The following is a 24,493-nucleotide window of genomic DNA, read 5'->3' as shown; positions in this document are numbered from 1 at the left end:
AAGGGGAGGGCACGGCGCTTTCCAAACGCCCATTGCTCGGCTAACGTCCCGCAGAAACATACGATCTTATGCGGACCGGCGAGGGGAATGATCGGCCGATGATGGATGATCCGGCGTCTCTTTTTTCTCTGCCCCTCGACCCGCGCACCATCGCCCTCGTGATCGCCGTCAGTTCGCTGAGCATTGCGATGGCCGTCCTGTTCTCGGCGCGCACTTATCGGCCGCCGACCTCCCGTTCCATGATGGCGTTCGGCATCGGCAAGCTGCTGGGGGCGGCCGGGTTCACGCTGATCACCCTGCGCGGCTATGCCCATCCGGCCCTCTCGGTGGTCCTCGGCAACGGGTTGGCCATGGCCGCGTTCTGCCTGAACCTGACGGCGGTGCGCATCCTCCAGGGGCGCTCGGCGGCCTATGGTTTCGCCGCCGCGATGACGGGAATCATGGCCGCATCCTCGGCCTTCTTCACGATGGCGGCACCGAGTCTGCAAGGGTTGCGGCTGGCCACCAGTGCCGTCAGTTTGATCGTCTGCGCCGTGCTGGGCTACGAACTGCTGGTGCGATACCGCGGGCCCGGGCGGGCGCACCGGCTGGCCGGCGCCATCGTCCTGCTGATGGGCTCGATCCTCGTGCTGCGGTTCGGCGACGCGCTGATCACGGACACCTCGCCGGCCATTGTCCTGTCGTCCGGCGCAGCGGAAAAGGTGTTTCTGCTGGGCGCGTATCTCGCCATCACCGTGGCGAGCCTGAACTTCATCCTGATGTACAACGACGCCTTCAACGAGGAACTGCGCCGGCTGGCCCGGGTCGACCCGTTGACCGGCGTCGCCAACCGCCGCTCCCTGTTCGAGCGTGCCGACGAGGAGGTGCGCCGCGCCGACCGCTTCGGCCATGCCCTGACGGTGCTGGTCCTCGACATCGACCACTTCAAGCGCATCAACGACGGCTGGGGCCACGGCATCGGCGACCGGGCGCTGGAGGCGGTGGCTGCCTGCTGTCGCGATGGCGTGCGGGACGTCGACACGGTCGCGCGCCTGGGCGGCGAGGAGTTCGTCATCCTGCTGCCGCAAACCACCGCGGCGGCGGGACGCGCGGTCGCCGAACGCCTGCGCGCCGCGGTCGACACGCTCGCCGTGGCTGCGCAACCCCCGCTGCGCCTGACCGCCAGCATCGGTGTGGCCGAACGGGTAGCGCAGGAGGGGTTCGATTCCGTCCTCAGCCGTGCCGACGCCGCCCTCTACGCGGCAAAAGCCGCCGGCCGGGACCGGGTCGCGACGGCGGAGACGGCGGCGTCGAGTGCGGACCTGAGCGTCGCCTAGGTCCGCCGGCCGCATCACACGTGGAAGCTCTCACCGCAGCCGCAGCGGCCCTTTTCGTTGGGGTTGCGGAACTTGAAGCCGGTTTCGAACTTGTCGTCCACGTAGTCCATCTCGCTGCCGATCAGGAACATGACGGCGTCGGGGGCGATCATGACGGTGACGCCCTTGTCCTCCACCACCTCGTCGAATGGCAGCTTCTCCTTGGCGTACTGGATGTCGTAGCTGAGGCCGGAGCAGCCGCGGGCCTTGACGCCGATGCGCAGGCCGATCATGTCGTCCGGCGCCTTCGCCATCAACGCCTTCACGCGCGTCACCGCCGCGTCGGTCAGGGTGATCGCCTTCGGCAGGGCCTTCGTTGCAGCCATGGGTGTCCTCGCTCCGAACGGTCAGAACATATCGAGTTGGATCTTGGCGACGTCGGACATCATGTCGGGCCGCCAGGGCGGTTCCCACACCAGCTCGACCTTGCACTCCTCCACGCCCTCGACACAGGAAATGGCGCGCTGGACCTGCTCGGGCAACTCCCCGGCCACCGGGCACATGGGGCTGGTCAGCGTCATGTCCACCGCCACCGCGCCGCCGTCGTTCACGTCGATGCGGTAGATGAGGCCGAGCTCCCAGATGTCCACGGGGATCTCGGGGTCGTAGCAGGTCTTCACCGCGGCGACGATGTCGTCCATAAGCTGCTGCTTGGGATCGACCGCCGCGTCTTCGGGCCGGCTGTTCGCGATCGCGTCGTGGGGCATCGCGGTCTCCATGGTCTCGCTCATTCGCTGGACGCCTTCGCCTCGCCGGCGATGGCGGCGTTCATCGCATGCCACGCCAGGGTGGCGCATTTGACCCGCACCGGGAACTGGCGCACGCCCGACAGCACCATCAGCTTCTCCATGGTGTCCTCGTCGACGGGGCCATGGTCGTGGTGATGCTCCTCGTCCTTGGTGCACAGGTCGTGGAAGGTGTGGAAGAGGGTGCGGGCCTCGTCCTGCGTCTTCCCGCGCACCAGCTCGGTCATCATCGAGGCGCTGGCGGTGGAGATGGCGCAGCCGCGCCCCTCGAAGGCGCAGTCCTCCACGAGACCGGCGTCGTTCACCGTCAGATAGACGGTGAACTTGTCGCCGCACATGGGGTTCTCGCCCCGCGCCTCGCGGTTGGCATCCGCCGGGTGGCGCAGGTTGCGCGGGTTCTTGCCGTGGTCCAGGATCACTTCCTGGTAGAGTTCACGCAGCTCGTCCATCATGCCCCGAAGAACTCCTTGACCGCCCGGACGGAATCGACAAGGGCGTCGACCTCGGCGCGGGTGTTGTAGAGGGCGAAGGAGGCCCGCGCGGTGGACCCGATCCCGAACCGGTCCATCAGCGGCTCCGCGCAATGCTGACCGACGCGCACGGCGACGCCGTACTGGTCGACCACGGTGCCGAGGTCGTGGGGATGCACGCCCTCCACCGTGAAGGAGATGATGGCGGCCTTGCCCGGCGCGGTGCCGATGATGCGCAGCCCGTCGATCTGCGAAAGCTGCTGCGTGGCGTAGTTCAGCAGGTCGTGCTCGTGCAGCGCGATGGCGTCGCGCCCCAGCGCCTCCACATAGTCGATGGCAGCCCCCAGCCCGATGCCCTCGACGATGGGCGGGGTGCCCGCCTCGAAGCGCATGGGCGGCTCCTTGAAGGTGGTGCCGCTGAAGCTGACGGACTGGATCATGTCGCCGCCGCCGCGGTAGGGCGGCATCCTCTTCAGGTGCTCGTACTTGGCGTAGAGCACGCCGAGTCCCGTCGGACCGTAAAGCTTGTGGGCGGTGAAGACGTAGAAGTCCACGTCCAGGTCCTGCACGTCGACCCGGCCGTGCACCACCGCCTGACTGCCGTCCAGCAGCACGGGGATGCCGCGCTCGCGGGCCAGGCGCACGATCTGCCGGGCCGGCGTGACGGTGCCCAGCACGTTGGAGCAATGGGTCATCGCCACCAGCTTCGTGCGCGGACCCAGCAGGGCGGCGTAGGCGTCCATGTCGAGCACGCCGTCGTCGTCCACCGGCACCACCTTGAGGACGATGCCCTTCTCGGCCTGCAGAAGCTGCCAGGGGACTATGTTGGCGTGGTGCTCCATGATCGACAGCACCACCTCATCGCCCGCCTCCAGGAAGGCGCGGCCGTAGGTGGCGGCGACCAGGTTGATGGCGTCGGTGGCGTTGCCGGTGAACACGATGGTGTCGCGCGACGGTGCGTTCAGGAAGGCCGCAACCTTGTCGCGCACGCCTTCGAAGGCGTCGGTGGCGCGCTGGGACAGCACATGCACGCCACGGTGGATGTTGGCGTAATCCTCCTCCATGAAGCGCACCATGGCGTCGATCACCTGGCGCGGCTTCTGGGCGCTGGCCCCGCTGTCGAGATAGACCAGCGGCCGGCCCGGCTTGCCCTTGCGCTCGTGCACGACGCGGGAGAGCACCGGAAAGTCGGCGCGCACCCGCTCCACGTCATAGGGCGGTGCCTCGGCGGCGATGGCCGGGGAGAGGCGGTTCATCGCGCACCTCCCCGGCGGGCGGCGAGCCAGCCGGTCGCGATGGCGGCGAAGGCGTCGCGCACCGGTTCCTCCGGGATCTCGTCGATGGCCTCGGCCAGGAAGGAGGCGATCAGCAGGCCGCGCGCCTCCTCCTTCGGAATCCCGCGGGAGCGCAGGTAGAACAGCGCCTCGTCGTCCAGCTCGCCGGCGGTGGCGCCGTGGCTGCACTTCACGTCGTCGGCGTAGATCTCCAGCTCCGGCTTGGAGTCGATCTCCGCCGTGTCGGACAGCAGCAGGGCGCGGTTGAGCTGGTGCCCGTCCGTCTTCTGAGCGCCGGGGCGGACAATGATCTTGCCCTGGAACACGGCCCGCGCCCGCTCGTCGATGGCGCCCTTGTAGACCTCGCGGCTGGTGCCGTAGGGCCGGGCGTGGTCGATCAGCGTGGTGGTATCGCAGTGCTGTTCGCCGGTCACCAGATAGGCGCCGCTGACGTGGCAGGACGCGCCGGTGCCGTCCAGCACGGCGTGCACCTCGTTGCGCGACAGCCGGGCGCCCGACGTCAGGATGAAGTTGTCGTAGCAGGCGTCCCGGCAGACCGTCGCCGCGGCGTGGGAGACGTGGAAGGCGTCCGTCTGCTCCCGCTGAACCTTGTAGTGGCGCAGGGTCGCCCCCTCGCCGACGAACACCTCCGCCGTATGGTTGGCGAAGGTCGGGGCGCCGCCCGGTCCGACATGGTGTTCGATCACCACCGCCTTGCTCAGCGGATCGGCGACGATCAGGGTGCGCGGGTGGAACACGGTGGCGCGGCCGTCGGCGGCGGCCGACACGAACACCAGCTCGATCGGGTCATCCAGCACGACGCCGCGCGGAATGTGCAGCACCGGCCCGTCGGCCAGGACGGCGGTGTTGAGGGCCACCAGGGGGTGTTCGTCGGCGTTGGCCAGCCGGCCCAGCCGCTCGCCCACGAAGTCGGCGTGTGACGACAGCGCGTCGGCCAGACCGGTCAGCACGACACCGTCCGGCAGCCCGTCGGTGGAGGACAGGTCGGCGCGCAGCCGGCCGTTGACGAAGACCAGCCGCGGTCCCGTCTGCCCGGCCGGGCGCACGGTCGGCAGCACGTCGATGTGGGTGCCGGCCGCGGCCGCGGCGGTCGCCGGTTCGAAGGCGACCTTCTCCAGCGGGCGCAGGCTGGTGTACTTCCAGGCTTCCTGGCGCACGGTGGGGACGCCCAGGGCGGCGAAGCGCTCCCGCCCATCCCGGCGCAGTTCGCGCACCCGGGAAAGCGCCGCCCCCGGCAGCTCGCCCTTCAGGCGGTCGATCTGGTCCAGATAGGGGCGTGCGGCGGCGGTGTCGCCGGTGGGGGTGGAATGGGTCGTCGCCATGGCTCAGGCCGCCTCCTCCACGCCGAAGTCCTTATACCCCTTCTGCTCCAGTTCCAGCGCCAGCTCCTTGCCGCCGGAGCGCTGGATGCGGCCGTGCGCCAGCACGTGCACATGGTCGGGCACGATGTAGTTCAGCAGGCGCTGGTAATGGGTGATCACCAGCATCGACCGCTCCGGCGAGCGCAGGGCGTTGACGCCGTCCGCGACGATCTTCAGGGCGTCGATGTCGAGGCCGCTGTCGGTCTCGTCCAGGATGGCGAACTTCGGCTCCAGCACCGCCATCTGAAGGGTTTCGTTGCGCTTCTTCTCACCGCCCGAGAAGCCGACGTTGACCGCGCGCTTCAGCATCTCGTCGGTCATGTTCAGCGACCGGGTCTTCTCGCGCACCAGCTTCAGGAACTGCATGGCGTCCAGGTCGCCCTCGCCGCGGTGCTTGCGCATGGCGTTCAGCGCCGACTTGAGGAACGTCATGTTGGCGACGCCGGGGATCTCCACCGGGTACTGGAAGGCCAGGAACAGACCGGCGGCGGCGCGCTCCTCCGGCTCCATGGCCAGCAGGTCCTCGCCGTAGAAGCTGACCGATCCCTTGGTCACCTCATAGCCGTCGCGTCCGGCGAGCACGTAGGACAGGGTGCTCTTGCCCGACCCGTTGGGCCCCATGATGGCGTGCACCTCGCCGGGACCGATGGTGAGGTCGATGCCCTTGAGGATCTCCTTGCCGTCCACGGTGGCGTGCAGGTTCCTGATCTCAATCATTCTCATTGTTCCTTGGACTTGTGCCTGCCAGCGATTTGTGAGACGGAGGTCAGCCGACGCTGCCTTCCAGGCTGATGCCGACGAGCTTCTGGGCCTCCACGGCGAATTCCATGGGCAGCTCCTTCAGCACTTCCTTGCAGAAGCCGTTGACGATCAGTGATACCGCGTCCTCTTCCGACAGGCCGCGCTGGCGGCAGTAGAAAAGCTGGTCCTCGCTGATCTTGGCCGTGGTCGCCTCGTGTTCGACGCGGGCGCTGCGGTTGCGGCTCTCGATGTAGGGCACGGTGTGGGCGCCGCACTGGTCGCCGATCAGCAGGCTGTCGCACTGGGTGTGGTTGCGCGCGCCCTCGGCGCGGGGCAGGATCTTCACCAGTCCGCGGTAGGTCTGCTGCGCCCGGCCGGCCGAGATGCCCTTGGACACGATGGTCGATCGGGTATTCTTCCCGATGTGGATCATCTTGGTGCCGGTGTCCGCCTGCTGGCGGTTGTTGGTGATGGCGACCGAATAGAACTCGCCCACCGAGTTGTCGCCCTGCAGGATGCAGCTCGGGTACTTCCAGGTGATGGCCGAGCCGGTCTCCACCTGCGTCCACGAGATCTTGGAGTTGACACCGCGGCAGGCGCCGCGCTTGGTCACGAAGTTGTAGATGCCGCCGACACCGTTGGCATCGCCGGGATACCAGTTCTGCACGGTGGAGTACTTGATGGTGGCGTTGTCCAGCGCCACCAGCTCGACCACCGCGGCGTGAAGCTGGTTCTCGTCGCGCTGGGGCGCGGTGCAGCCCTCCAGGTACGAGACGTAGCTGCCCTCGTCGGCGATGATCAGCGTGCGCTCGAACTGGCCGGTGTTGGCCTGGTTGATGCGGAAGTAGGTCGACAGCTCCATCGGGCAGCGGACGCCCTTGGGGATGTAGACGAACGAGCCGTCGGTAAAGGCCGCCGAGTTCAGCGTCGCGAAGAAGTTGTCCGTGTAGGGAACGACCGAGCCAAGGTACTTCTGCACCAGCTCCGGACACTTGTGGACGGCCTCGGAGATGGCGCAGAAGATGATGCCCATCTCCTCCAGCTTGGCCTTGTAGGTGGTCGCCACCGACACGCTGTCGAACACCGCGTCCACCGCGATGGCCGGGGCCTGGCCCTCGGTACCCTCGACACCGGCCAGGATCGCCTGCTCCTTCAGCGGAATGCCCAGCTTCTCATAGGTCCGCAGCAGCTCGGGATCCACCTCGTCCAGGGACTTCGGCTTGTTCTTCAGCTTGGGCGCCGCGTAGTAATAGGCGTCCTGATAGTCGATGGGACCATAGTCCAGCTTCGGCCAATGCGGCTCCTGCATGGTCTTCCACGCCTCGAAGGCGCGCAGGCGCCATTGCAGCAGCCACTCCGGCTCCTCCTTCTTGGCGGAGATGAAGCGGATGATGTCTTCGTTCAGGCCCTTGGGCGCCGTTTCCGCGTCGATGTCGGTGGTGAAGCCGTACTTGTACTTCTGCTCGGCAAGGGCGCGGACCTGCTCGACGGTCTCGTGCGTGGCGGCCATGGTCTGTCGTGCTCCTAAACGTGTCAGCTCGGCGGAGGGGTGCCCGGTGCGTGCGGGCCGGTCACCCCGGGCGGGCCGCGGCGGCGGCCGTGCGACGGGGCGGCGGCGGTTCGCCGGGCGGCGGCGACCAGGCCGGCGTCATCATGTCGGCGAGCGTCACCTGTTCCAGCGCGGTGCGGATGGCGCCGTTGATCTTTTCCCAGTTGCCGCGCATGGGGCACAGGCTCTCGACGCCGCACTGGTCGTCGGCGCCCTCGACGCAGGCGGTCAGCGCGATGGGGCCGTCCAGCGCCGTGACGATGTCGGCGATGGTGATCTCCCCCGCCGGACGCGCCAGCGCATAGCCGCCCGACGCCCCGCGGTGGGATGTCATCAGCCCGGCCGGAGCCAGCGTCTTCATCAGCTTGGCGACGGTGGGCGCCGGCACGCCGGTGCGGTCGGCCAGGTGCGGCACGGTGTGGACCGCGCCCCTGGTGCGCGCCATCTCGCTCATCACCACGATGGCGTAGTCGGTCAGCTTGCTCAGACGGATCATCGCCGCTTTCCAAACCGGGGTTCAATCCGGACCAATCCGGTACGGATTAGGTGGTCAAGCCCGGCGGAAAGTCAAGCGAAAGCATCGGGTATTGGGCCGCCGGCATTCTAGACCGGAACAGTACGGATTGGGTAGCGGCGATATGTCGCGCCGTCCCCAACGGAAACGGCCCCGCGCGCGCGCGGGGCCGTTGGTCCGGAACGGGCGCGGCGCGTCAGGACGGCTTCTTCGCCTCTTCCCTGGCCGCGTTCTTGGTGTCGGCCACGGCATCGCGGGCGGCTTCCCGGACGTCCGCCACGGCTTCCTTGACGTCGTCGCGCGCGGTCTCCACCGCCGCCTTGGCGGCGCGGGTGCCGCGGTCGATGGCGTCCTGCGCGAAGTGGCGGGCCTGGTCATAGACCTCGTCGGCGTAATCGCCGACCCAGCGGTTCTCGTAACGGGTGGACGGGATGCTGGCTCCCAGCGCCGCACCCAGCGCCACACCCATCACGCCGGCGACCAGCGGGTGGTCGTCGACCATGTCCCAGAAGCCGCCGGCCATGGAGCGGGCGCGGCCCGCCGCCTCGTGGCCGTATTCGCCCATGCGGTCACCCATGCCGTGGGCGGCATCGGCGCCGCCGGTGCCGCCGGCCATGCCGCGCGCCCGGTTCATGGTGTCGCCGGCGCGGTCCCCGGCCTGACGCAGGGTGTCCCCGGCCCGTTCGTAGGCATGCTCGGCGGCACCGTAGACGCTGTCGCGGGCATGGCGGACGGTGGAGCCGGCACGACGCACCATGTCGCTGTGGGCGATGCGGCGGTCATAGCCGGACCCCGTGAGGGCCAGCCAGCCGATGCCGAGGCCGATCATCGCCAGGGGGATCGGGTTGGAGCGCATGGTGTCGGCCCACCCGCCGCGGTGATCGTCCACGTCGTAGGAGCCGGGATAATAGGTGGTCTTGGTCGAACGCATGATGATGGTCTCCGTACTGATGTGCGCGGGTCCGTTGCGGCCGGCGGGAGGCCGGGCGTTACCGGCTGAGCTGCGATTGGGCCCAGCGCTTGTCGTCCTGCAGCGTGCGGATCGTCCGTTCGGGCTGGAGATTCTCCGGCTTCAGGCGCTTGCGCCCGGACAGCATGAAGATCACACCGACCAGCACCACGACGCCGCCGACGATCAGCGCGGCCAGCCAGGGCGCCACCACGGCCGACAGGGCAATGGTCGCCGAGGCCAGCAGGTACAGGAACCCGGCAAAGGCGATCATCCCGCCGGCCGCCAGGAGCACCACGCCGCCGGCCGCGGCTCCCACCTTCTGCGACACCTCGGTCTTGGCGAGCGCCACCTCGGCGCGAACGAGGTTGGACGTCTCGCGCGCCAGGTCGGTGAAGAGCCCGGCCACCGAACGATCGGCGCGCGGGTTCCGGTCGTAGTTGCGATCCTCGGCGTAGCTCATGGCATCGTCCCCTGGGGCTTGGCACCCGCCGCCGGCGTGGCGCCGAGGGTTTCGTCGGGAACGCCCGCCTTGGGCGCCGGCCCGGCGGCCGCCGTTCCGGGAGTGGTCCCGGCGTAGGCGCGGGAACCCACGTCCGGTGCGGCACCGGAGCCGCGCGAGGTGTCGCCGCGGTAGCCCGAACCGGAACCGGCCCCCGCCCCGGCCGGGGCATAGGTGCCGTAGGCGCCCGCGCCGGACGCGCTCCGGCGCATCGACCCGCCCTCGTAACCGCGGCGGTCGCCGGAACTCTTGACGAAGCGGGCGAACAGGAAGCCCACCGCGAAGGCGGCGCCGATGAAGACCTCGGGCTGACGGCGGGCATAGCCCTCCACCATGCCGACCAGGTCGTCGACGCTCGACTCGCGCAGGGTGTCGGCCACCCGCTCGACCCGCTCGGCGGCGTGGTCGACGTAGCGGGCCGCCGCACCCTGGTTCTCGTCGTTGAGCTGGTTCGCGGCCTGGTGCAGCGCGTGCGCCACGCCGCCGAGCTGGTCGGCGGCGCGGTGGGACTGCTGCTCGAACAGGCTGCGGATGCGCTCGCGGGCGGTGCCGGCCATGTGCTGGCCCTGCTCCATCGCCCGGCGGCGCACCCGATCCGCTTCATGCTCCACCCGGTCCATCGTCTCTCGGGCCTTCCGTTCGGCCCCGCCGGTGTCGGACGTGTCGCGCCTAGCCATGCTGCTCCTCCTCACGGACTTTTCGTAGCGGTGGGGCGAGGACACGCCGCTCCGCGCCTCCACGCGAAAACTCGTTGCGTTAACACGGAGCCGGGGAGGGGGTTCCGGAGCATGCCTGTCCGAAAGGCAAGGGCATACGGGGTGGCCGCTCCGTTCCGTAGTGCGGTGGCCTAAACGAAATCTTCAGCGAATCCGGAGAGCATGATAAAACCTGTCCGGGTGGGCGGAGGGCGGCATGAGCGGAATCTTCTCTTTGCCGGGCGAAATGCAGGCGAGCGTCTATCGCCTCCGGCTGGCGTCGAAGTACGACGACGGGTTGAACGGACCTAAGACCGTGCAGCAGCAGCTTGCCGACAAGCAGTGGAACGCCGCCCTGCCGTTCCGCATGGCGCCGAAGGACGTGCGCAACGCCAACGCCGCCATGGGCGCCATGGAAGAGGCCAAGCGGATCGCCAATCCCAAGGCGCATGCCGAACAGCGCCTCGCCGAGGTGGAGCGACGGCTGGAGGAGTTGCGGGCGGAAATGCGTCTGGCCGCCGCCCGTGGCGACCGGGAAAAGGTCATGGATCTGGCCCGCGAGGCCGCCCAGCTCGCCCGCGAGGCCGGGCGTGCCGCCAAGGCGTATGCCAGCGGCGTGTCGGCCGCCGCGTCCATGGGGAAGGGCGCCACCGGGAGCGGCGTCCACGGGATCAGCGTCGTCGAGACGGTGCGGGAGACGTCGGTCACGACCCTCACCATCGCGTCGGTGGAAACGTCGGTGGAGGTGCGCATCGGCTCCGGCGCCGCGGCGGCTCCGGCCGCTTCCGCCGCCCCCGTCCCCGAGGAACCGCCCCACGGCGAGACCGCGGCGATGGCGCAGGCGCTTGCCGGCGTGATGCCGGGCCTGCCGCCGCCACCCGCCGGGTCCTCCGCCGGGGACCTGATGGGACGGATGATCGGCGACAACGACCTGAAGCTGGCCCGTTACAAGGAGGCCGACGCCTTCGGCCGCCGCGTCGAGGCGGTGCTGGGCCATGTCCGCAACGCGCTGACCGACGCCAAAGCCGCCAACGAGTCGGATCTCGACGAAAGCCGGCGCCGGCAGCGGCGCAAGCAGCTCGACGACTACGACAAAGTCGTCGCCGACGCGCAGGAGGAGGTCAACGTCCTGCGCGGCGCCGCCCTGGAGGGCGGGCTGACGGCCGGTGATCTCATCGCCGCCCTGCCGGCGGCGGGCGGAAACGCTTCCGTTGCGGCGCCCGTAGTCCTGCCGTCGATCAACCTCACGGTGTGACGGCAGGACTACGGGCTGGCCGGTGAACGGTGCAGACCGGCGGGGTGTGCAGCCAGCGGAGAGCGGCGATGGGACGAATCGGTGTCGAGCGCCACGCGATCGCGATCGCCGATCGGTTGGGCGACCTCGACCAGGCGGGGATCCGCCATATCCTGCGGTTGGCCGGCCCGCATCTGCCGCAGCCGCTGCCGGAAACCGGCCCTTACAGCGTCACCGTCCTTGCCGGCCAGCCGCCGCTGACGGCGCGCGAGCGCCTGGCCCGCGTGCTGGAGCCGGCCGTGCGGACCGTCTTCCTGCCGGCGCTGCGCGAACGCATCGTCGCCGGGGTGGAGCGGCGGGAGGCGGAGCCGGGAGCCCCGAGCGCGCTCGCCTGCGCCGAAGCGTTCCGGGCGCTCGACGATCTGCTGTGCACGCCCGGCATCAACCACGCGGTGCGGGCGGAGCGGTTCGCCGTCGCCAGGGCGATCCTGGCGCAGGCACGGACCTGCACGGCCGATGTCACCGTGCTGCTGGAACAGGGCGACTATCCCGACCTGGCCACCCTGTCGGCCGATCTGCTGCGGCTGGAGGGGCTGCGCTGGATGGCGGAGGTTCTGGGCGACCGGCCGGCGCAGGACGCCATCCGGCAGTTGTCGCGGCGGCTCGCCCGCGTGACGCTGACCCGCGCCACCGCCACCATGCAGGTGTTCCTCCGACAGCGCGACCTGATGTCCCTGTTCGACAACGCCGGCGTGGTGTCGCAGGTGGACAACCTGATCGTCGTGACGCTGCGGGTGCTGGACTCTCTGGTGGCGGGAGAGGAGGAGCCGACCGCCTTCGTCATGACTGCCGACGAAAAGGCCCTGGACGAGTTCCTGCGCACGCTGGGCGGGCTGGGGGAGGCGTTGATCCAGATGCTGGGCGCCGCCGCCGGCCGGCCGGGCCGTGAGCGCTTCTTTCCCAGTCTGGTCCGGCAGCTCGAATGCGTCTGCCGAATCGCCGCCCACCTGGACCACGGGGCAAGGCCGCAGTTGCTCGACGATGTGGAACGGACGCTGCGCACGCGGATGACCCGGCTGTCGGTCGACCTGGCGGACCGTCTGAACGCGCCGACGGAGCCCGAGCGCGACCTGCTGCTGTCCCAGGCGGGAGACCTGTGCGCCGCCTTCGACCGCCTCGGCCTGAAAGCCGAGGCGGGCACCCTGGTGATCCGCGTGCGCGCCGTGCGGGATGCGATCAGACGTTGAAGCGGAAGTGGAAGATGTCGCCGTCGTGGACGACGTACTCCTTGCCTTCCTGGCGCATCTTGCCGGCGTCCTTTGCCCCCTGCTCGCCACCGAGCGTGACGTAGCTGTCATAGTCGATCGTCTCGGCGCGGATGAAGCCGCGCTCGAAGTCGGTGTGGATGACGCCCGCCGCCTGCGGCGCCGTGGACCCCTTGGTCAGCGTCCAGGCGCGCGCCTCCTTGGGCCCCACGGTGAAGAAGGTGATGAGGCCGAGCAGGCCGTAACCGGCGCGGATCAGCTTGTTCAGACCGGTTTCCTCAAGCCCCATGGACTCCAGGAACTCCGTCTTCTCCGCCGGATCGGTGAGCTGGGCGACCTCCGCCTCGATGGCGGCGGAGATCACAACGCACGCAGCACCTTCCGCCGCCGCCTTGGCGGCCACCAGTTCGGAGAAGCGGTTGCCGGTGGCGGCCGACGCCTCCTCCACGTTGCAGACATAGAGGACGGGCTTGGCCGTCAGCAGCATGAACTGCCGGAACAGCGGCTCCTCCTCGGCCGATACGGGAACGACGCGAGCCGGCTTGCCGTCCTGCAGCACCTTGAGGGCGCGCTCCATCAGCTCCGCACGCACCTTGGCGTCCTTGTCGCCGCCCTTGGCCTTCTTCTGCAGGTTGGTGAGCTGGCGTTCCAGGCTCTCCATGTCCGCCAGCATCAACTCGGTCTCGACCACCTCGGCGTCGCGCAGGGGGTCGACGCCGCCCTCCACGTGGGTGACGTCATCGTCCACGAAGCAGCGCAGCACATGGATGATGGCGTCCACCTCGCGGATGTTGCCGAGGAACTGGTTGCCCAGCCCTTCACCCTTCGAGGCGCCGCGGATCAGCCCGGCGATGTCGACGAACTCCAACTGCGTCGGGATGATCTTCTGGCTTTTGGCGATGGCCGCCAACCGCTCCAGCCGCGGGTCGGGCACGCCGACCCGGCCGACGTTCGGCTCCTTGGTGCAGAAGGGGAAGTTCGCCGCCTCCGCCGCCTGGGTGGCGGTCAGGGCGTTGAACAGGGTCGATTTGCCGACGTTGGGCAGGCCGACGATGCCGCAATTGAAACCCATGGGAAAGATCTTCGATTCGTCTAGGTCCGGACGGGGCGTGTTATCCTATGTGCGCCGCCAAAGCGCAAATGGGAAGTGCCCGGCGCGCCGCATCCCCGGCCGTCATCCTGCCGTTTCCACCGCCGCGTCGCCGATGCACACGCGGTTCCGTCCGGCCTTCTTGGCGGCGTAGAGCCGGCGGTCGGCGATCGAGAACAGGGTGCGGAACTGGCTGGCCTCGTCCGTCACCTCCGCCGCGCCGATGCTGACGGTCAGCACGAGGGGCGTGCCGCCCGGCAGCACCAGCGGCGTCGCCTCCACCAGCCGGCGCAGCTTTTCCGCCACCAGCCGGGCCTGCGGCAGGGCCGCGTCGGACAGGGCCAGCGCGAACTCCTCACCCCCCAGGCGGCCGACCACGTCGTTGCGCCGGGTGTGGGCCTTCAGCAGGTTGGCGAGATGGCGGATCGCCGCGTCACCCGTGTCATGGCCGTATTCGTCGTTGATGCGCTTGAAATGGTCGACGTCCAGGATCAGCAGGCTGATGGGAGTGCGGGTGCGCTGGGCCCGCGCCAGTTCGGCGTCGAACCGGTCCTGGAAACCGCGGCGGTTCAGGGCGCCGGTCAGCGGGTCGGTGTTGGCCGCCTGTTCCAGGTGGCGGAAGACGTCGGAGCGGCTCAGCTCGTAATAGAAGACCAGCACCGTGGTCACCAGCGACGCACCGGCCGCGCTGGTCACGGAAACCCAGTTGAACCCCTGCGGCCCGCCCATCATCACGGAATGGATCAGCCCGGCGAACAGCACGGTGTAGAAGGCCCCGGTGACGTACAGCCCGCGCCGCACGCCCAGCAGGAATCCGGGAATGGCCGGGAACAGGGGCACCCACACCAGCACCGAGTCGATGGCCCTGCCGGTGAACACGATCACGAGCATGGTGATGGCGACGATCAGCGACGCGGCCAGCATCGGGCGGTCGATGCGCCCGGTCCGGCGCATCGCTGCCAGCGCGCCCAGCAGCCCGGCTGCCGCCGCGGCCTCGCACACCGCGTGCACCAGATAGCCGGTGATGAACAGGTCGAAGGGAACGAACGCGGCGTTGATGAGGATACCGCCGACGAGGATGGCCTCGGCCAGCGCGTAGCGCCGGCGCAGCACCGGGTTTCCGGAGCGGTAGCGGCCGCGGTCCCCGGCGGAATCGGTCCACGCCGTTACCCGGCGGTGCACCCGTTCGGCCAATCTGCGTTCGACCTCGTTGAGGCGCTTCAACGGTGGCGGTCCCCGATGACGAACCGGCTGCCGGCGGGCGGTCCGGTCGGTGCTGTCCCCATGTGGGAAAGGCAGTATGGTAGCCCGGTAACTGAACGGCGCAATCAGGCTTTTCGGCAGCCCGTCCCGGCAGGATTACCTGGCCGGTCCGGTGGCCAGCGCCACCTTGTTCATGAAGTTTTCCGGTTGACCCTGCACCAGCAGCGGGAACGCGTCGGCACAGGCGTCCAGCAGCGGGTCGAGCCAGACCTTGTCCGCCTTGGCGAAGTCGTGCAGCACGTAGCCGGACACCAGGTTCTTGTCGCCGGGATGGCCGATGCCGAGTCGCACCCGGTGATAGTCCTTGCCGATGTGGCCGTCGATGGAGCGCAGCCCGTTGTGGCCGCCGTGGCCGCCGCCCTTCTTCATCCGCATCTTGCCGGGGGGCAGGTCCAGCTCGTCATGGAAGACGATCACCTGTTCGGGCTTCAGCTTGAAGAATTGCAGGGCGGCACCGACCGACTGGCCGGACAGGTTCATGTAGGTCAACGGTTCCAGCGCCAGGATCTTGTCGCCGGCCACCGTGCCCTCGGCGGTCTGCCCCTGGAAGCGGCGCTTCCACGGGCCGAAGCCGTGGCGCCGGGCGATCTCCTCCACCGCCATGAAGCCGATGTTGTGGCGGTGGCGGGCGTAATCCGCGCCGGGGTTCCCCAGTCCGACGAGCAGCAGCATCCATTCCTCCTTGCGTGCACGGGACAGATACCGTCCGCTCCGATGCCGGGGCAACCGCCTTGGCTGCGGCCCTCCGGAATCGAAACGGCACCGGCCTCGGGGAGAGGCCGGTGCCGCCGGATCGTCCGCGGTTGCGGGCGAAGAGACCGGCGTCCTTCGGACGCCGCGGATCAGCCCTCGGCCGCCTCCGCCGCTTCGGACTTCAGGCCCGACGGGGCGGCGATGGTCGCCACCGTGAAGTCGCGGTCCGTGATGGCCGGGCGCACGCCCTCGGGCAGGGTCACGGAGGAGATGTGGATGGAGTCGTTCACGTCGAAGCCGGCGCAGGAGATGGTGATGTGCTCCGGGATGTTGTCGGCGGCACAGGTCACCTCGACCTCGTGGCGCACGATGTTCAGCACGCCGCCGCGCTTCAGGCCCGGCGACTGGTCCTGATCGACGAACTCGCACGGCACCATGACGGAGATCGTGGTGTCCTTGGAGACGCGCAGGAAATCCACGTGCAGGGGCACGTCGGTGACCGGGTGGAACTGCACGTCGCGCGGCAGGACGCGCTCGGTCGCACCGTCGACGGTGACGTCGAACAGGTGCGTGAAGAAGCCCGGCTGGTGCAGGATCTTGTTGAAGGCGAGGGCTTCCAGCGAGATCATCACCGGGGCCTGCTTGCCGCCGTAGATCACGGCGGGAACGCGTCCGTCGCGGCGGGCCTGACGGGCGGTCCCCTTGCCGGCCCGGGCACGCGACTCGGCGGAGAGCGCGATCACTTGGGTCATGGTCAACTCCTGAATCGAAAGGCGCCAGCCTCCAGGGGTGCTGGCGCTCGTGAGGTGGGCGTGTGTACGCCCGCGCGTGCCGCGCGTCAAGGGGCCGGAACGGCCCCGGACGTCACGAGAACAGGCTGGAGACCGACCGCTCCTCGCTGATACGCATGATCGCCTCGGCGATGAGGGGAGCGATGGTCAACTGGCGGATGTTGCGCGACACGCGCACCGCCTCGGTCGCCTGGATGCTGTCGGTGCTGACCAGCGTCTCGATGGGCGCCACCGCGATGCGGGCGACGGCGCCGCCGGACAGCACGCCGTGGGTGACGTAGGCGCTGACCGACTTGGCCCCCGCGTCCATCAGGGCGACCGCAGCGTTGCACAGGGTGCCGCCGGAATCCACGATATCATCCACCAGGATGCAGCGGGTGCCGACCACGTCGCCAATGATGTTCATCACCTCCGACACGCCGGCGCGCTCGCGCCGCTTATCGATGATGGCGAGGTCGGCGTCCAGGCGCTTGGCCAGCGACCGGGCGCGCACCACGCCGCCCACGTCGGGCGACACGATGGTGATCTCGTCACCCTTGCCCAGCGTCTCCTTGATGTCCTTCTCGAACACCGGGGCGGCCATCAGGTTGTCCAGGGGGATGTCGAAGAAGCCCTGGATCTGGCCGGCGTGCAGATCCATGGTCAGCACGCGGTTGGCGCCGGCCATGGTGATCAGGTTGGCCACCAGCTTGGCCGAGATCGGCGTGCGCGGGCCGGTCTTGCGGTCCTGCCGGGCGTAGCCGTAGTAGGGGATGACCGCCGTGATGCGCCGGGCCGAACCGCGCTTGAGCGCATCAATGGTGACCAGCAGTTCCATCAGGTTGTCGTTTGCCGGAAACGACGTCGACTGGATCACGAACACGTCCTCGCCGCGGACGTTCTCCAGGATTTCGACGAACACCTCCATGTCCGAGAAGCGGCGGATGCTGGCCTTGGTCAGCGGCACGCCGAGACAGGTGGAGATGGCCTCGGCCAGCGGACGGTTGCTGTTGCCGGCAAGCACCTTCATCGCGGTCGGCTCTCTTTGGATAGGGAAACGGGTATCGGGCCCGGCGGATGGTGCCGCCGACGCCCCCTGAAATCGCGGCGGACGATAACAAAGGCCTCCGGTCCTGTAAACGTTCTATGACGCCCCGTTGATCGGGGCGCTTGCCGCCGGAGGGCGCGAACGCGGCTACCGCCGCGTTCCTCAGGCGCGCACCGGACGTAGGACGTATTTCTTCAATTTGAGATCGTCTCTGGCCAGGTGGTCGAGGAACCAAAATTGCAGAACTTCGTCGGCCTTGCCCTTGAGGTAGCCGTATTGAAAAGGAGAATCCCGCTGCTCGATCTGTTGGATGATGTCGTCGAGCATGGCCAGCAGGCGCCGGTGCTGGTCCGCATGCTCCCGCGCTTCGGGATAGCGGACGGCACGGTGGACCGCTTCCTCCCGCGCGAAATGACGCTTCGAGGCGATGCGCAGGGCATAAAGATAGGACAGCGCCGGATCGCGCTCCTCGTCCAGCGGCGGCGCGGCGACGAAGCGGCGAATCAGTTCATGCTGTTCCCGGTGGTCGGCATCGAGCCCGCCGTGGTCGATGCACATCTTCTCATGCCATCCGATCATCGCGACGTCCTCCCCGCCGGCACCATTCGCCGCCATTTGCGACGTATTGTAACCGAATCGTGCGGGGAGCCGGCAACGGATATTTGCTTACACGAACGAAACAAACGTGCCCGGCTCGGCTCAGGCGGACGCGGCGCGGTAGGCTTCGGCGCGGGTGCGGATCGTGTCGGGGATCGGGACGGCGCGGCCGGCCTTCAGGTCGGTCAGGCAGGACACCAGACGCCCTTCGAAATAGCGCCGGCCGCCGTCGTCGTCGCCGACGATGCGGAAGGTGAGGCTGGAGCGGCCGATGCGTTCCAGCTCCACGGTCACGCCGATGCGCAGGTCGGGGCCCATGGGGCGCCGGTAGTCGCAGGAGGTGTGCACCGTCGGCGCGCCGTGCCGGCCGTCGCGGATCAGCGCCATCCAGGCGATTCCGGCGACGTCGCGGAACCAGACCTCCACCGCCTCCGCCATGTAGTCGAACACGCGCGGGGTATACAGGATGCCCGCCGGGTCGCAATCGCCCCACCGCACCGTTCGCGGCAGGACCAGGGGGCCGGGCAGGGAGGTCGTTTCCACCGTTCACTCCTGAATCAGGATGGCCGACAGGCCGCGACCGTAGTCGGTCTCGCCACGCAGGCAGGCGCGGCGGTAACTGAAGAAGCGGTCTTCCTCGGCCACCGTATCGTTGGGGCAGCGTTGCACCAGCTCCACCCCGGCGTCGGCGAGCCGCTGCGCCGCATAGCCGCCGAGGTCGAACAGGAAATGGCCGGGCCGGCGCGCCGGGGCGAAGAAGTCGCGGTTGCGCGCGGCGATCTCCAGGAAGGGCGCCGGGAACTCCGGTCCGACCTCGTACGATCGCTGGGCAATGCAGGGGCCGATGGCGGCAACAATGGCGGTGCGGCGCGCGCCCAGCTCCACCATGCGCTCCACCGTCGCCTCCAGAACGCCGCCGATGGCCCCTTTCCAGCCCGCGTGGGCGGCGCCGACCACGCCGGCCTTCTCGTCCGCCAGCAGCACGGGGGCGCAATCGGCGGAGAGGACACCCAGCACGATCCCCGGCGTGCGCGTGACCATGGCGTCGGCCCGCGGCCCCGCGCCGGGCGCCCATGGGGCATCGACCACGATGCAGTCGGGGCTGTGCACCTGATAGCAGGTGACCAGGCTGTCCGCCGGACGGTCCAGCCGCGCGGCGGCGCGCGCCCGGTTCTCCGCCACCGCGGCCGGCGCGTCGCCGGAGCCGAGGCCGCAGTTGAGGGAGGCGTAGATCCCCGTCGACACCCCGCCGGAACGCGTGAAGAAGGCGTGGCGGATGCCGTTGACGTCGTTGAGCGCGCCGAGCGTGATCACGGATGAGCGGTCCCGGTAGGTCTCAACCCTCGAACCCCGCCGGCGCCCCGAGACCGGGGGCGGCAAGGCACAGGGCCTTGAACAAGGTGCCCATTTGATTGGCCCCGATCAAGCGCTCAAGGGCCGTGTCGAGCGCCGTCGCCTGCGTGCGCGTGGCGCCCCGGCGCAGCACGTCGGTCCGCTGGACGATACCGAGGCGGGTCAGCAGGATGCCCTGGGGCACCGGCCCGAAGACGTCAGCGCCGCCCTCGCGGGCCGCCGCCGCCAGGGCGGTGAAGTCCACGTGGGCGGTGAGGTCGGCGTCGCCGGGCGACTCCAGCACCGGCGCGTAGGCGTGGCGGCGCACCGCCTGGAGCGTGTCGCCCACCGCCGGACCGGCGTACCCGTAGTCGATCACCAGCGCCGCGCCGCCCTGCGCCGCCAGCCGGGCACCGAGGGTGCGGGCGATGGCCAGGGAGGCCGGCGACACCTCAACCACACTGCCCGGCGGGGCATCCCGCAGGGCCGGCGGCACCAGGGACGCGCCGGCGCTGCCGAATGCCTCCAGCACGAATCGCAGGCGCGGCTCGGCCCCGTCCGGCGTCTCCTCCCGGTCGACCAGCCGCTCGAACCAGCCGTGGGGCGTTCTCTGGATCTGGCGGACGGGCAGGGCGTCGAAGAACTCGTTGGCCACCATCAGGGCCGGCCCGTCGGGAACCTCGTCGAGGCTGTCGTGCCAGGTGACGTCGAGGTCGGCCAGGGTGGCGCGCTGGCGGGCGCGCAGGGCCGGGCTGGTCTCCACCAGGTGGATGCGGATCGCCTGCCGGAAGACCGGCAGCACCGACGCGGCGCGCACCGCGTCGGCCATCAGGGTGCCGCGGCCCGGCCCCAGCTCGACCAGCCGGACCAGGGGCGGGGCGCCCAGGCGCTGCCAGGTGTCGGCACACCACAGGCCGATCAGCTCCCCGAACGCCTGGCTGATTTCCGGCGCGGTGGTGAAGTCGCCCCCCGCCCCCAGGGGATCCTGCTTCATGTAATAGCCCAGGCGCGGGTGCCCCAGCGCCTCCGCCATGTAGGCGGCCACCGTGATCGGCCCTTCCACGGCGATGCGGCGGGCCAGCGCGGCCGTCAAGGTGTCGGCGGCGGGGGCGGTCACGCGTCCACCGCCCGGCGCGCCCGCACTGCCAGCCACAGTCCGAACAGCACCATGGGGATGGAGAGAAGCTGCCCCATGGTTGCCCCGCCCCATAGAAATCCGAGCTGGGCGTCGGGCTCCCGGAAGAACTCCGCTATGATGCGGGACAGGCCGTAGCCGATGAAGAACACGCCGGCCAGCAGACCCGGCCGGGCCCGCACGTCCGGCCGGCGGGCCAGCAGCGCCAGCACCACGAACAGCACCAGCCCTTCCAGCACGGCCTCGTAGAGCTGGCTGGGATGGCGGGGGACCTGCAGGGGATCGCGGGGGAACACGAACGCCCACGCCAGGTCCGGCGCGGCGCGGCCGTACAGTTCGCCGTTGATGAAGTTGGCGACGCGCCCGAAGAACAGGCCGATGGGAGCGGCCGTGGCGATAAGGTCGCCCATGGCGAACGGCGACAGGCCGCGGCGGAGCGCGAACAGCAGGATCGCCGCCACCACGCCCAGCAAGCCGCCGTGGAACGACATGCCGCCGTGCCATACCATCAGCGCTTCCAGCGGGTTTTCGACGTAATAGGGCAGGTTGTAGAACAGCACGTATCCCAGCCGGCCGCCGAGAATGACGCCGATCACCGCCCAGGTCAGGAAGTCGTCCACGTCCTCCGGAGTCGGACGGCCGGGGCCGGGGGCGCTGCGGGCCAGGTACAGGCAGTAGCGCCAGCCGAGCACGAAGCCGGCCAGATAGGCCAGCGCGTACCAGCGGATGGCGATCGGGCCGATCTCGACGGCGACGGGATCGATGGCGGGGAAGGCGAGGGTGAGCATGGGGCTCCCGTCAGCGGTACGGGTCGGGCCGGGCGAGGAAGTCGCGGACGTAGCGCCGCACCCCCTCCTCCAGCCCGGTGAAGGGGGCGGTGAAGCCGGCGGCGCGCAGGCGGCCCATCTCGGCTTGGGTATAGTACTGGTACTTCGCCTGCAACTCCGCGGGCATGTCGATGTAGTCGATCCGCGGTTCCAGATCCATGGCGGCGAAGGTGGCCAGGGCCAGGTCGCGGAAGCTGCGCGCCCGGCCGGTGCCCAGGTTGAACAGGCCGCAGACGCCGGGATTGTCCATCAGCCACAGCATGGCGGCGACGCAGTCGTCGACGTGCACGAAGTCGCGGAGCTGGCCGCCGTCCTCCACGCCGGGCCGGTGCGACCGGAACAGCCGGGCCGGCCGGCCGGATGCCAGTTGCGGGTGGAGCTTGGCCACCACGCTCATCATGTCGCCCTTGTGCCCCTCGTTGGGGCCGTAGACGTTGAAGAACTTCAGGCCGGCCCACTGGGGCGGCGCCGGCTCGCCGTCCAGCACGGCGCGGGCGACGCGGCGGTCGAACAGGTGCTTTGACCAGCCATAGGCGTTGAGCGGACGCAGGCGGGCCAGCGCCTCCACCGACCCGTCATCGTCGAATCCGGCCGAGCCGTCGCCGTAGGTGGCGGCCGACGAGGCGTAGATCAGACGCGCCCCGCGCCAGGCGCACCAGCGCCACAGTTCCATGGACAGGGCCACGTTGTTGGCGACGATCTTGTCCACGTCGCGCTCGGTGGTGGCGGAGATGGCACCCAGGTGGAAGATCAGGTCGATCTCGGCCGCGTGCTGGTCGAGGAAGGCCAGCAGGTCTTCCGGGCGGACCAGCGCCTTCACCTCCCGCTTGGCGAGGTTGCGCCACTTGTCACCGTCGCGGAACCGGTCGGCGACCGCCACGTCGACGATGCCGCGGTCCGCCAGTCCGGCGACCAGGTTCGAGCCGATGAAGCCGGCGCCGCCGGTGACCACGATCATGATGCGCTGCGTCTCCCGCCCGCCGAGGGTCCGCGGCCCTTATAGGCCGTGGCCGGAGGCACCGCAACGCTTCGCGGGCATTTCCGGTTCGTCGGCGGGCGTTCCATCGGGAGCGACCGGGCCGGATCACCTGTTCTTCGTGCAGGGCCGTTGATAACGCCACTTCGGGCGCCCATAATGGCGCTCTTCACACAGCGGAATCCAATCCATGCAGGTTGACAACAAGCTTCTCGACGACCTGGCCCGGGTGGCCGGCGGTGCGCTGGGCGCGCTTTCCGGGTTGCGCGAGGAGGCCGAGGCGCAGATGCGCCAGCAGTTCGAACGCATCCTGTCGCGCATGGACGTCGTCTCGCGCGAGGAGTTCGACGCCGTCCGGGCCGTGGCCGCCAGGGCCCGGGAGGAGCAGGAGGCGCTGGCCGACCGGGTGACCGCGCTGGAGGCGACGGTCGCCACGCTGCTGGCCGAACACCAGCTCGCCCATGAGGACACGGCGCCGCGCCGGCGGGCCCACACCGGCGCCCCGAAGGCGCCCGAGGGCGGCACCGCGCCCTGACGGCGCGCGGTCGCCGGAGGGCTTGCGCCTGTCCGAACATCATCACGGATCATTCATGACGGTGCGGCGGAAAGCTGTTGCGCCCGCACCTGTCCTTTGGCAGGTTGCTTTTGGTAGTAGCTCTCGGGTGGCAGGACACGACATCTCGGGGCAAAGGCCCGTCGGGCGGCGTGTTCCAGGGATTCCGGGGGACGGAGCCGCGCGCCGCGCCTTCAAAGGAGGACGCTGACCATGTCGGCACTAGCCGTCGAAACCCCCGCCGCCATCCACAACCCGCTCGACGTCGTTGAAGAGATCGTGACGGCCAACGAATGGCCGTTCGACCGTACCAATGACGATGAGATGATCGTGGAGATCGGCGGGCGGTGGTGCGATTACCGGCTCTATTTCGTCTGGCAGCCCGACGTCAGCGCCATGCAGTTCTCCTGCCAGTTCGACATGAAGGTGCAGTCGGCGCGGCGCCAGGCGGTGCACGACCTGCTGGCGGAGGTAAACGCGCGCCTGTGGCTCGGCCATTTCGACGTCTGCACCGAGGAACACACGCCGATGTTCCGCCAGACCACCCTGCTGCGCGGGTCGCGCGGGGCGACGGTGGAGCAGCTTGAAGACCTCGTGGAGATCGCTTTGTCGGAGTGCGAGCGGTTCTACCCTGCCTTCCAGTTCGTGATCTGGGGCGGCAAATCGGCGGCTGACGCGGTGACCGCCGCCATCCTCGATACCCAGGGTGAGGCGTGAGCGGCATGGCGGCCTCCTCCCTGCTGCTGGTCGGCTGCGGCAAGATGGGCGGCGCCATGCTGGACGGCTGGCTGCGCGCCGGGATCGCCGGCCGGATCGTGGTGGTGGAACCGGGCGGCCTGCCCCCCGGCATCGCCGACCCGGCCGTCAGGGCCGTTGCCGACGCCACATCCGTCCCGGCGGACCTGGCGCCCGATGTCGTCATCTTCGCGGTCAAGCCGCAGGTGATGGATGCGGTGGTGCCGTCCTACGCCGGGCTGGTGCGGCCGGACACCGTCTTCCTGTCCATCGCCGCCGGCCGTCCCATCGCGTACTTCGAAACGCACCTGGGCGCCGGTGCGGCGGTGGTGCGCTCGATGCCCAACACTCCCGCCGCCATCGGCCGCGGCATCACGGTCGCCTGCGCCAACGCCCGTGTCACCCCCGCCCGGGCGGACCTGTGCGAACGCCTGCTGCGCGCGGTGGGCGACGTCGCCTGGATCGACGACGAGGCGCTGATGGACGCCGTCACCGCCGTTTCGGGCAGCGGCCCGGCCTATGTGTTCCTGCTGGTGGAGGCCCTGGCCCGCGCGGGCGAGGATGCCGGGCTGCCGGCCGATCTGGCGCAACGCCTGGCGCGCGCCACCGTGTCCGGGTCCGGGGAACTGCTGCGCCAGTCCACCGCCCCGGCGTCCCAGCTCCGCGAGGCGGTGACCAGCCCCGGCGGCACCACCAGGGCCGCCCTTGACGTTCTGATGGCCGACGACGGCCTGGGCATGCTCCTCACCCGCGCCGTGGCCGCTGCCGCCCGGCGTTCCAGGGAACTGGCGCAATAAC

28 protein-coding genes are annotated in these 24,493 nt (G+C 69.5%); 6 read left to right on the top strand and 22 right to left on the bottom strand.

Annotated features, from left to right (window positions below):
• The first annotated feature begins 98 nt into the window (after window positions 1–98).
• Window positions 99–1,316 carry a diguanylate cyclase gene (locus tag G472_RS0108275; RefSeq protein ID WP_029008003.1) on the top strand — a complete coding sequence of 406 codons (1,218 nt, stop codon included), beginning with the start codon at window positions 99–101 and terminating at the stop codon, window positions 1,314–1,316.
• 14 nt (window positions 1,317–1,330) lie between these two features.
• On the opposite strand, the gene G472_RS0108270 is transcribed toward G472_RS0108275, so the two are convergent.
• The 11 genes from G472_RS0108270 to G472_RS39730 all read right to left on the bottom strand — a co-directional run bounded on the left by G472_RS0108270 (window position 1,331) and on the right by G472_RS39730 (window position 10,159).
• Window positions 1,331–1,681, bottom strand: a complete 351-nt coding sequence (locus tag G472_RS0108270) for a HesB/IscA family protein (RefSeq protein WP_029008002.1) — start codon at window positions 1,679–1,681, stop codon at window positions 1,331–1,333.
• Window positions 1,682–1,702: 21 nt separating this feature from the next.
• On the bottom strand, window positions 1,703–2,086 hold the full coding sequence (locus G472_RS0108265; protein WP_029008001.1) for an SUF system Fe-S cluster assembly protein: 384 nt from the start codon (window positions 2,084–2,086) through the stop codon (window positions 1,703–1,705).
• Window positions 2,083–2,553 (bottom strand): Fe-S cluster assembly sulfur transfer protein SufU, encoded by a 471-nt coding sequence (gene sufU / locus G472_RS0108260; protein ID WP_029008000.1) that lies wholly within the window; start codon window positions 2,551–2,553, stop codon window positions 2,083–2,085. Before sufU ends, G472_RS0108265 begins: the two co-directional genes overlap by 4 nt.
• Window positions 2,550–3,827, bottom strand: a complete 1,278-nt coding sequence (locus G472_RS0108255; protein ID WP_051340580.1) for a cysteine desulfurase — start codon at window positions 3,825–3,827, stop codon at window positions 2,550–2,552. Before G472_RS0108255 ends, sufU begins: the two co-directional genes overlap by 4 nt.
• Window positions 3,824–5,188, bottom strand: a complete 1,365-nt coding sequence (gene sufD / locus G472_RS32000) for a Fe-S cluster assembly protein SufD (protein ID WP_035691624.1) — start codon at window positions 5,186–5,188, stop codon at window positions 3,824–3,826. Before sufD ends, G472_RS0108255 begins: the two co-directional genes overlap by 4 nt.
• 3 nt (window positions 5,189–5,191) lie before the next feature.
• Window positions 5,192–5,944: a Fe-S cluster assembly ATPase SufC gene (gene sufC, locus G472_RS0108245; RefSeq protein WP_029007998.1), complete on the bottom strand. Its 753-nt coding sequence runs from the start codon at window positions 5,942–5,944 to the stop codon at window positions 5,192–5,194.
• 49 nt (window positions 5,945–5,993) lie between these two features.
• Window positions 5,994–7,478 carry a Fe-S cluster assembly protein SufB gene (sufB, locus tag G472_RS0108240; protein ID WP_029007997.1) on the bottom strand — a complete coding sequence of 495 codons (1,485 nt, stop codon included), beginning with the start codon at window positions 7,476–7,478 and terminating at the stop codon, window positions 5,994–5,996.
• 61 nt (window positions 7,479–7,539) lie between these two features.
• Window positions 7,540–8,013 (bottom strand): SUF system Fe-S cluster assembly regulator, encoded by a 474-nt coding sequence (locus tag G472_RS31995; protein ID WP_035691621.1) that lies wholly within the window; start codon window positions 8,011–8,013, stop codon window positions 7,540–7,542.
• A gap of 214 nt (window positions 8,014–8,227) precedes the next feature.
• Window positions 8,228–8,962: a hypothetical protein gene (locus G472_RS31990; RefSeq protein WP_051340579.1), complete on the bottom strand. Its 735-nt coding sequence runs from the start codon at window positions 8,960–8,962 to the stop codon at window positions 8,228–8,230.
• A 58-nt stretch (window positions 8,963–9,020) separates the two neighbouring features.
• Window positions 9,021–9,443, bottom strand: a complete 423-nt coding sequence (locus G472_RS0108225; RefSeq protein ID WP_029007996.1) for a phage holin family protein — start codon at window positions 9,441–9,443, stop codon at window positions 9,021–9,023.
• Window positions 9,440–10,159: a hypothetical protein gene (locus G472_RS39730; RefSeq protein ID WP_211100160.1), complete on the bottom strand. Its 720-nt coding sequence runs from the start codon at window positions 10,157–10,159 to the stop codon at window positions 9,440–9,442. The genes G472_RS0108225 and G472_RS39730 overlap by 4 nt, the downstream gene beginning before the upstream one ends.
• Window positions 10,160–10,394: 235 nt before the next feature.
• Here G472_RS39730 and G472_RS0108215 point away from each other — a divergent pair, with 235 nt between their 5' ends.
• Together G472_RS0108215 and G472_RS0108210 are read left to right on the top strand one after the other, a co-directional pair.
• Window positions 10,395–11,432: a hypothetical protein gene (locus G472_RS0108215; RefSeq protein ID WP_156927042.1), complete on the top strand. Its 1,038-nt coding sequence runs from the start codon at window positions 10,395–10,397 to the stop codon at window positions 11,430–11,432.
• Window positions 11,433–11,500: 68 nt separating this feature from the next.
• Window positions 11,501–12,658, top strand: a complete 1,158-nt coding sequence (locus G472_RS0108210) for a hypothetical protein (protein WP_029007994.1) — start codon at window positions 11,501–11,503, stop codon at window positions 12,656–12,658.
• Here the strand turns inward: G472_RS0108210 and ychF are convergent.
• From ychF to rfaD, 11 genes are all read right to left on the bottom strand, one after another.
• Entirely contained in the window at window positions 12,648–13,748 is a 1,101-nt protein-coding gene (gene ychF / locus G472_RS0108205; protein ID WP_029007993.1) for a redox-regulated ATPase YchF, read from the bottom strand. The genes G472_RS0108210 and ychF overlap by 11 nt on opposite strands.
• A 102-nt stretch (window positions 13,749–13,850) precedes the next feature.
• Window positions 13,851–14,990 carry a GGDEF domain-containing protein gene (locus G472_RS31980; RefSeq protein WP_051340577.1) on the bottom strand — a complete coding sequence of 380 codons (1,140 nt, stop codon included), beginning with the start codon at window positions 14,988–14,990 and terminating at the stop codon, window positions 13,851–13,853.
• Window positions 14,991–15,125: 135 nt separating this feature from the next.
• Window positions 15,126–15,701, bottom strand: coding sequence for an aminoacyl-tRNA hydrolase (gene pth, locus G472_RS0108195; protein ID WP_029007992.1), 576 nt, complete (start codon window positions 15,699–15,701; stop codon window positions 15,126–15,128).
• Between the two features lie 170 nt (window positions 15,702–15,871).
• Window positions 15,872–16,474, bottom strand: coding sequence for a 50S ribosomal protein L25/general stress protein Ctc (locus G472_RS0108190; RefSeq protein WP_029007991.1), 603 nt, complete (start codon window positions 16,472–16,474; stop codon window positions 15,872–15,874).
• A gap of 112 nt (window positions 16,475–16,586) precedes the next feature.
• Entirely contained in the window at window positions 16,587–17,522 is a 936-nt protein-coding gene (locus tag G472_RS0108185; protein WP_029007990.1) for a ribose-phosphate pyrophosphokinase, read from the bottom strand.
• 180 nt (window positions 17,523–17,702) lie between these two features.
• Window positions 17,703–18,119: a bacteriohemerythrin gene (locus tag G472_RS0108180; protein ID WP_169732792.1), complete on the bottom strand. Its 417-nt coding sequence runs from the start codon at window positions 18,117–18,119 to the stop codon at window positions 17,703–17,705.
• 120 nt (window positions 18,120–18,239) lie between these two features.
• Window positions 18,240–18,680, bottom strand: a complete 441-nt coding sequence (locus G472_RS31975; RefSeq protein WP_051340576.1) for an acyl-CoA thioesterase — start codon at window positions 18,678–18,680, stop codon at window positions 18,240–18,242.
• A gap of 3 nt (window positions 18,681–18,683) precedes the next feature.
• Window positions 18,684–19,451, bottom strand: a complete 768-nt coding sequence (pgeF, locus tag G472_RS0108170; RefSeq protein ID WP_029007988.1) for a peptidoglycan editing factor PgeF — start codon at window positions 19,449–19,451, stop codon at window positions 18,684–18,686.
• Window positions 19,452–19,473: 22 nt separating this feature from the next.
• A complete protein-coding gene (locus G472_RS0108165; protein ID WP_029007987.1) occupies window positions 19,474–20,586 on the bottom strand; it encodes a class I SAM-dependent methyltransferase in 1,113 nt (370 codons plus the stop codon).
• Entirely contained in the window at window positions 20,583–21,392 is an 810-nt protein-coding gene (gene lgt, locus G472_RS0108160; RefSeq protein WP_029007986.1) for a prolipoprotein diacylglyceryl transferase, read from the bottom strand. Before lgt ends, G472_RS0108165 begins: the two co-directional genes overlap by 4 nt.
• 10 nt (window positions 21,393–21,402) lie before the next feature.
• On the bottom strand, window positions 21,403–22,389 hold the full coding sequence (gene rfaD / locus G472_RS0108155; RefSeq protein WP_029007985.1) for an ADP-glyceromanno-heptose 6-epimerase: 987 nt from the start codon (window positions 22,387–22,389) through the stop codon (window positions 21,403–21,405).
• Window positions 22,390–22,597: 208 nt separating this feature from the next.
• On the opposite strand from rfaD, the gene G472_RS0108150 reads away from it, so the two are divergent.
• From G472_RS0108150 to proC, 3 genes are all read left to right on the top strand, one after another.
• Window positions 22,598–22,942 carry an accessory factor UbiK family protein gene (locus G472_RS0108150; protein ID WP_029007984.1) on the top strand — a complete coding sequence of 115 codons (345 nt, stop codon included), beginning with the start codon at window positions 22,598–22,600 and terminating at the stop codon, window positions 22,940–22,942.
• 231 nt (window positions 22,943–23,173) lie between these two features.
• Window positions 23,174–23,677 carry a type III secretion system chaperone family protein gene (locus G472_RS0108145; RefSeq protein WP_029007983.1) on the top strand — a complete coding sequence of 168 codons (504 nt, stop codon included), beginning with the start codon at window positions 23,174–23,176 and terminating at the stop codon, window positions 23,675–23,677.
• A gap of 5 nt (window positions 23,678–23,682) precedes the next feature.
• Complete coding sequence (gene proC, locus G472_RS0108140) at window positions 23,683–24,492, top strand: pyrroline-5-carboxylate reductase (RefSeq protein WP_029007982.1); 810 nt, start codon at window positions 23,683–23,685, stop codon at window positions 24,490–24,492.
• Window position 24,493: the final 1 nt, after the last annotated feature.

It is taken from the genome of Azospirillum halopraeferens DSM 3675, from assembly GCF_000429625.1.
Classification (GTDB): Bacteria; Pseudomonadota; Alphaproteobacteria; order Azospirillales; family Azospirillaceae; genus Azospirillum; species Azospirillum halopraeferens.
Note: the sequence above shows the minus strand (reverse complement) of the source record. Positions and strands in the feature narration are given on the sequence as shown.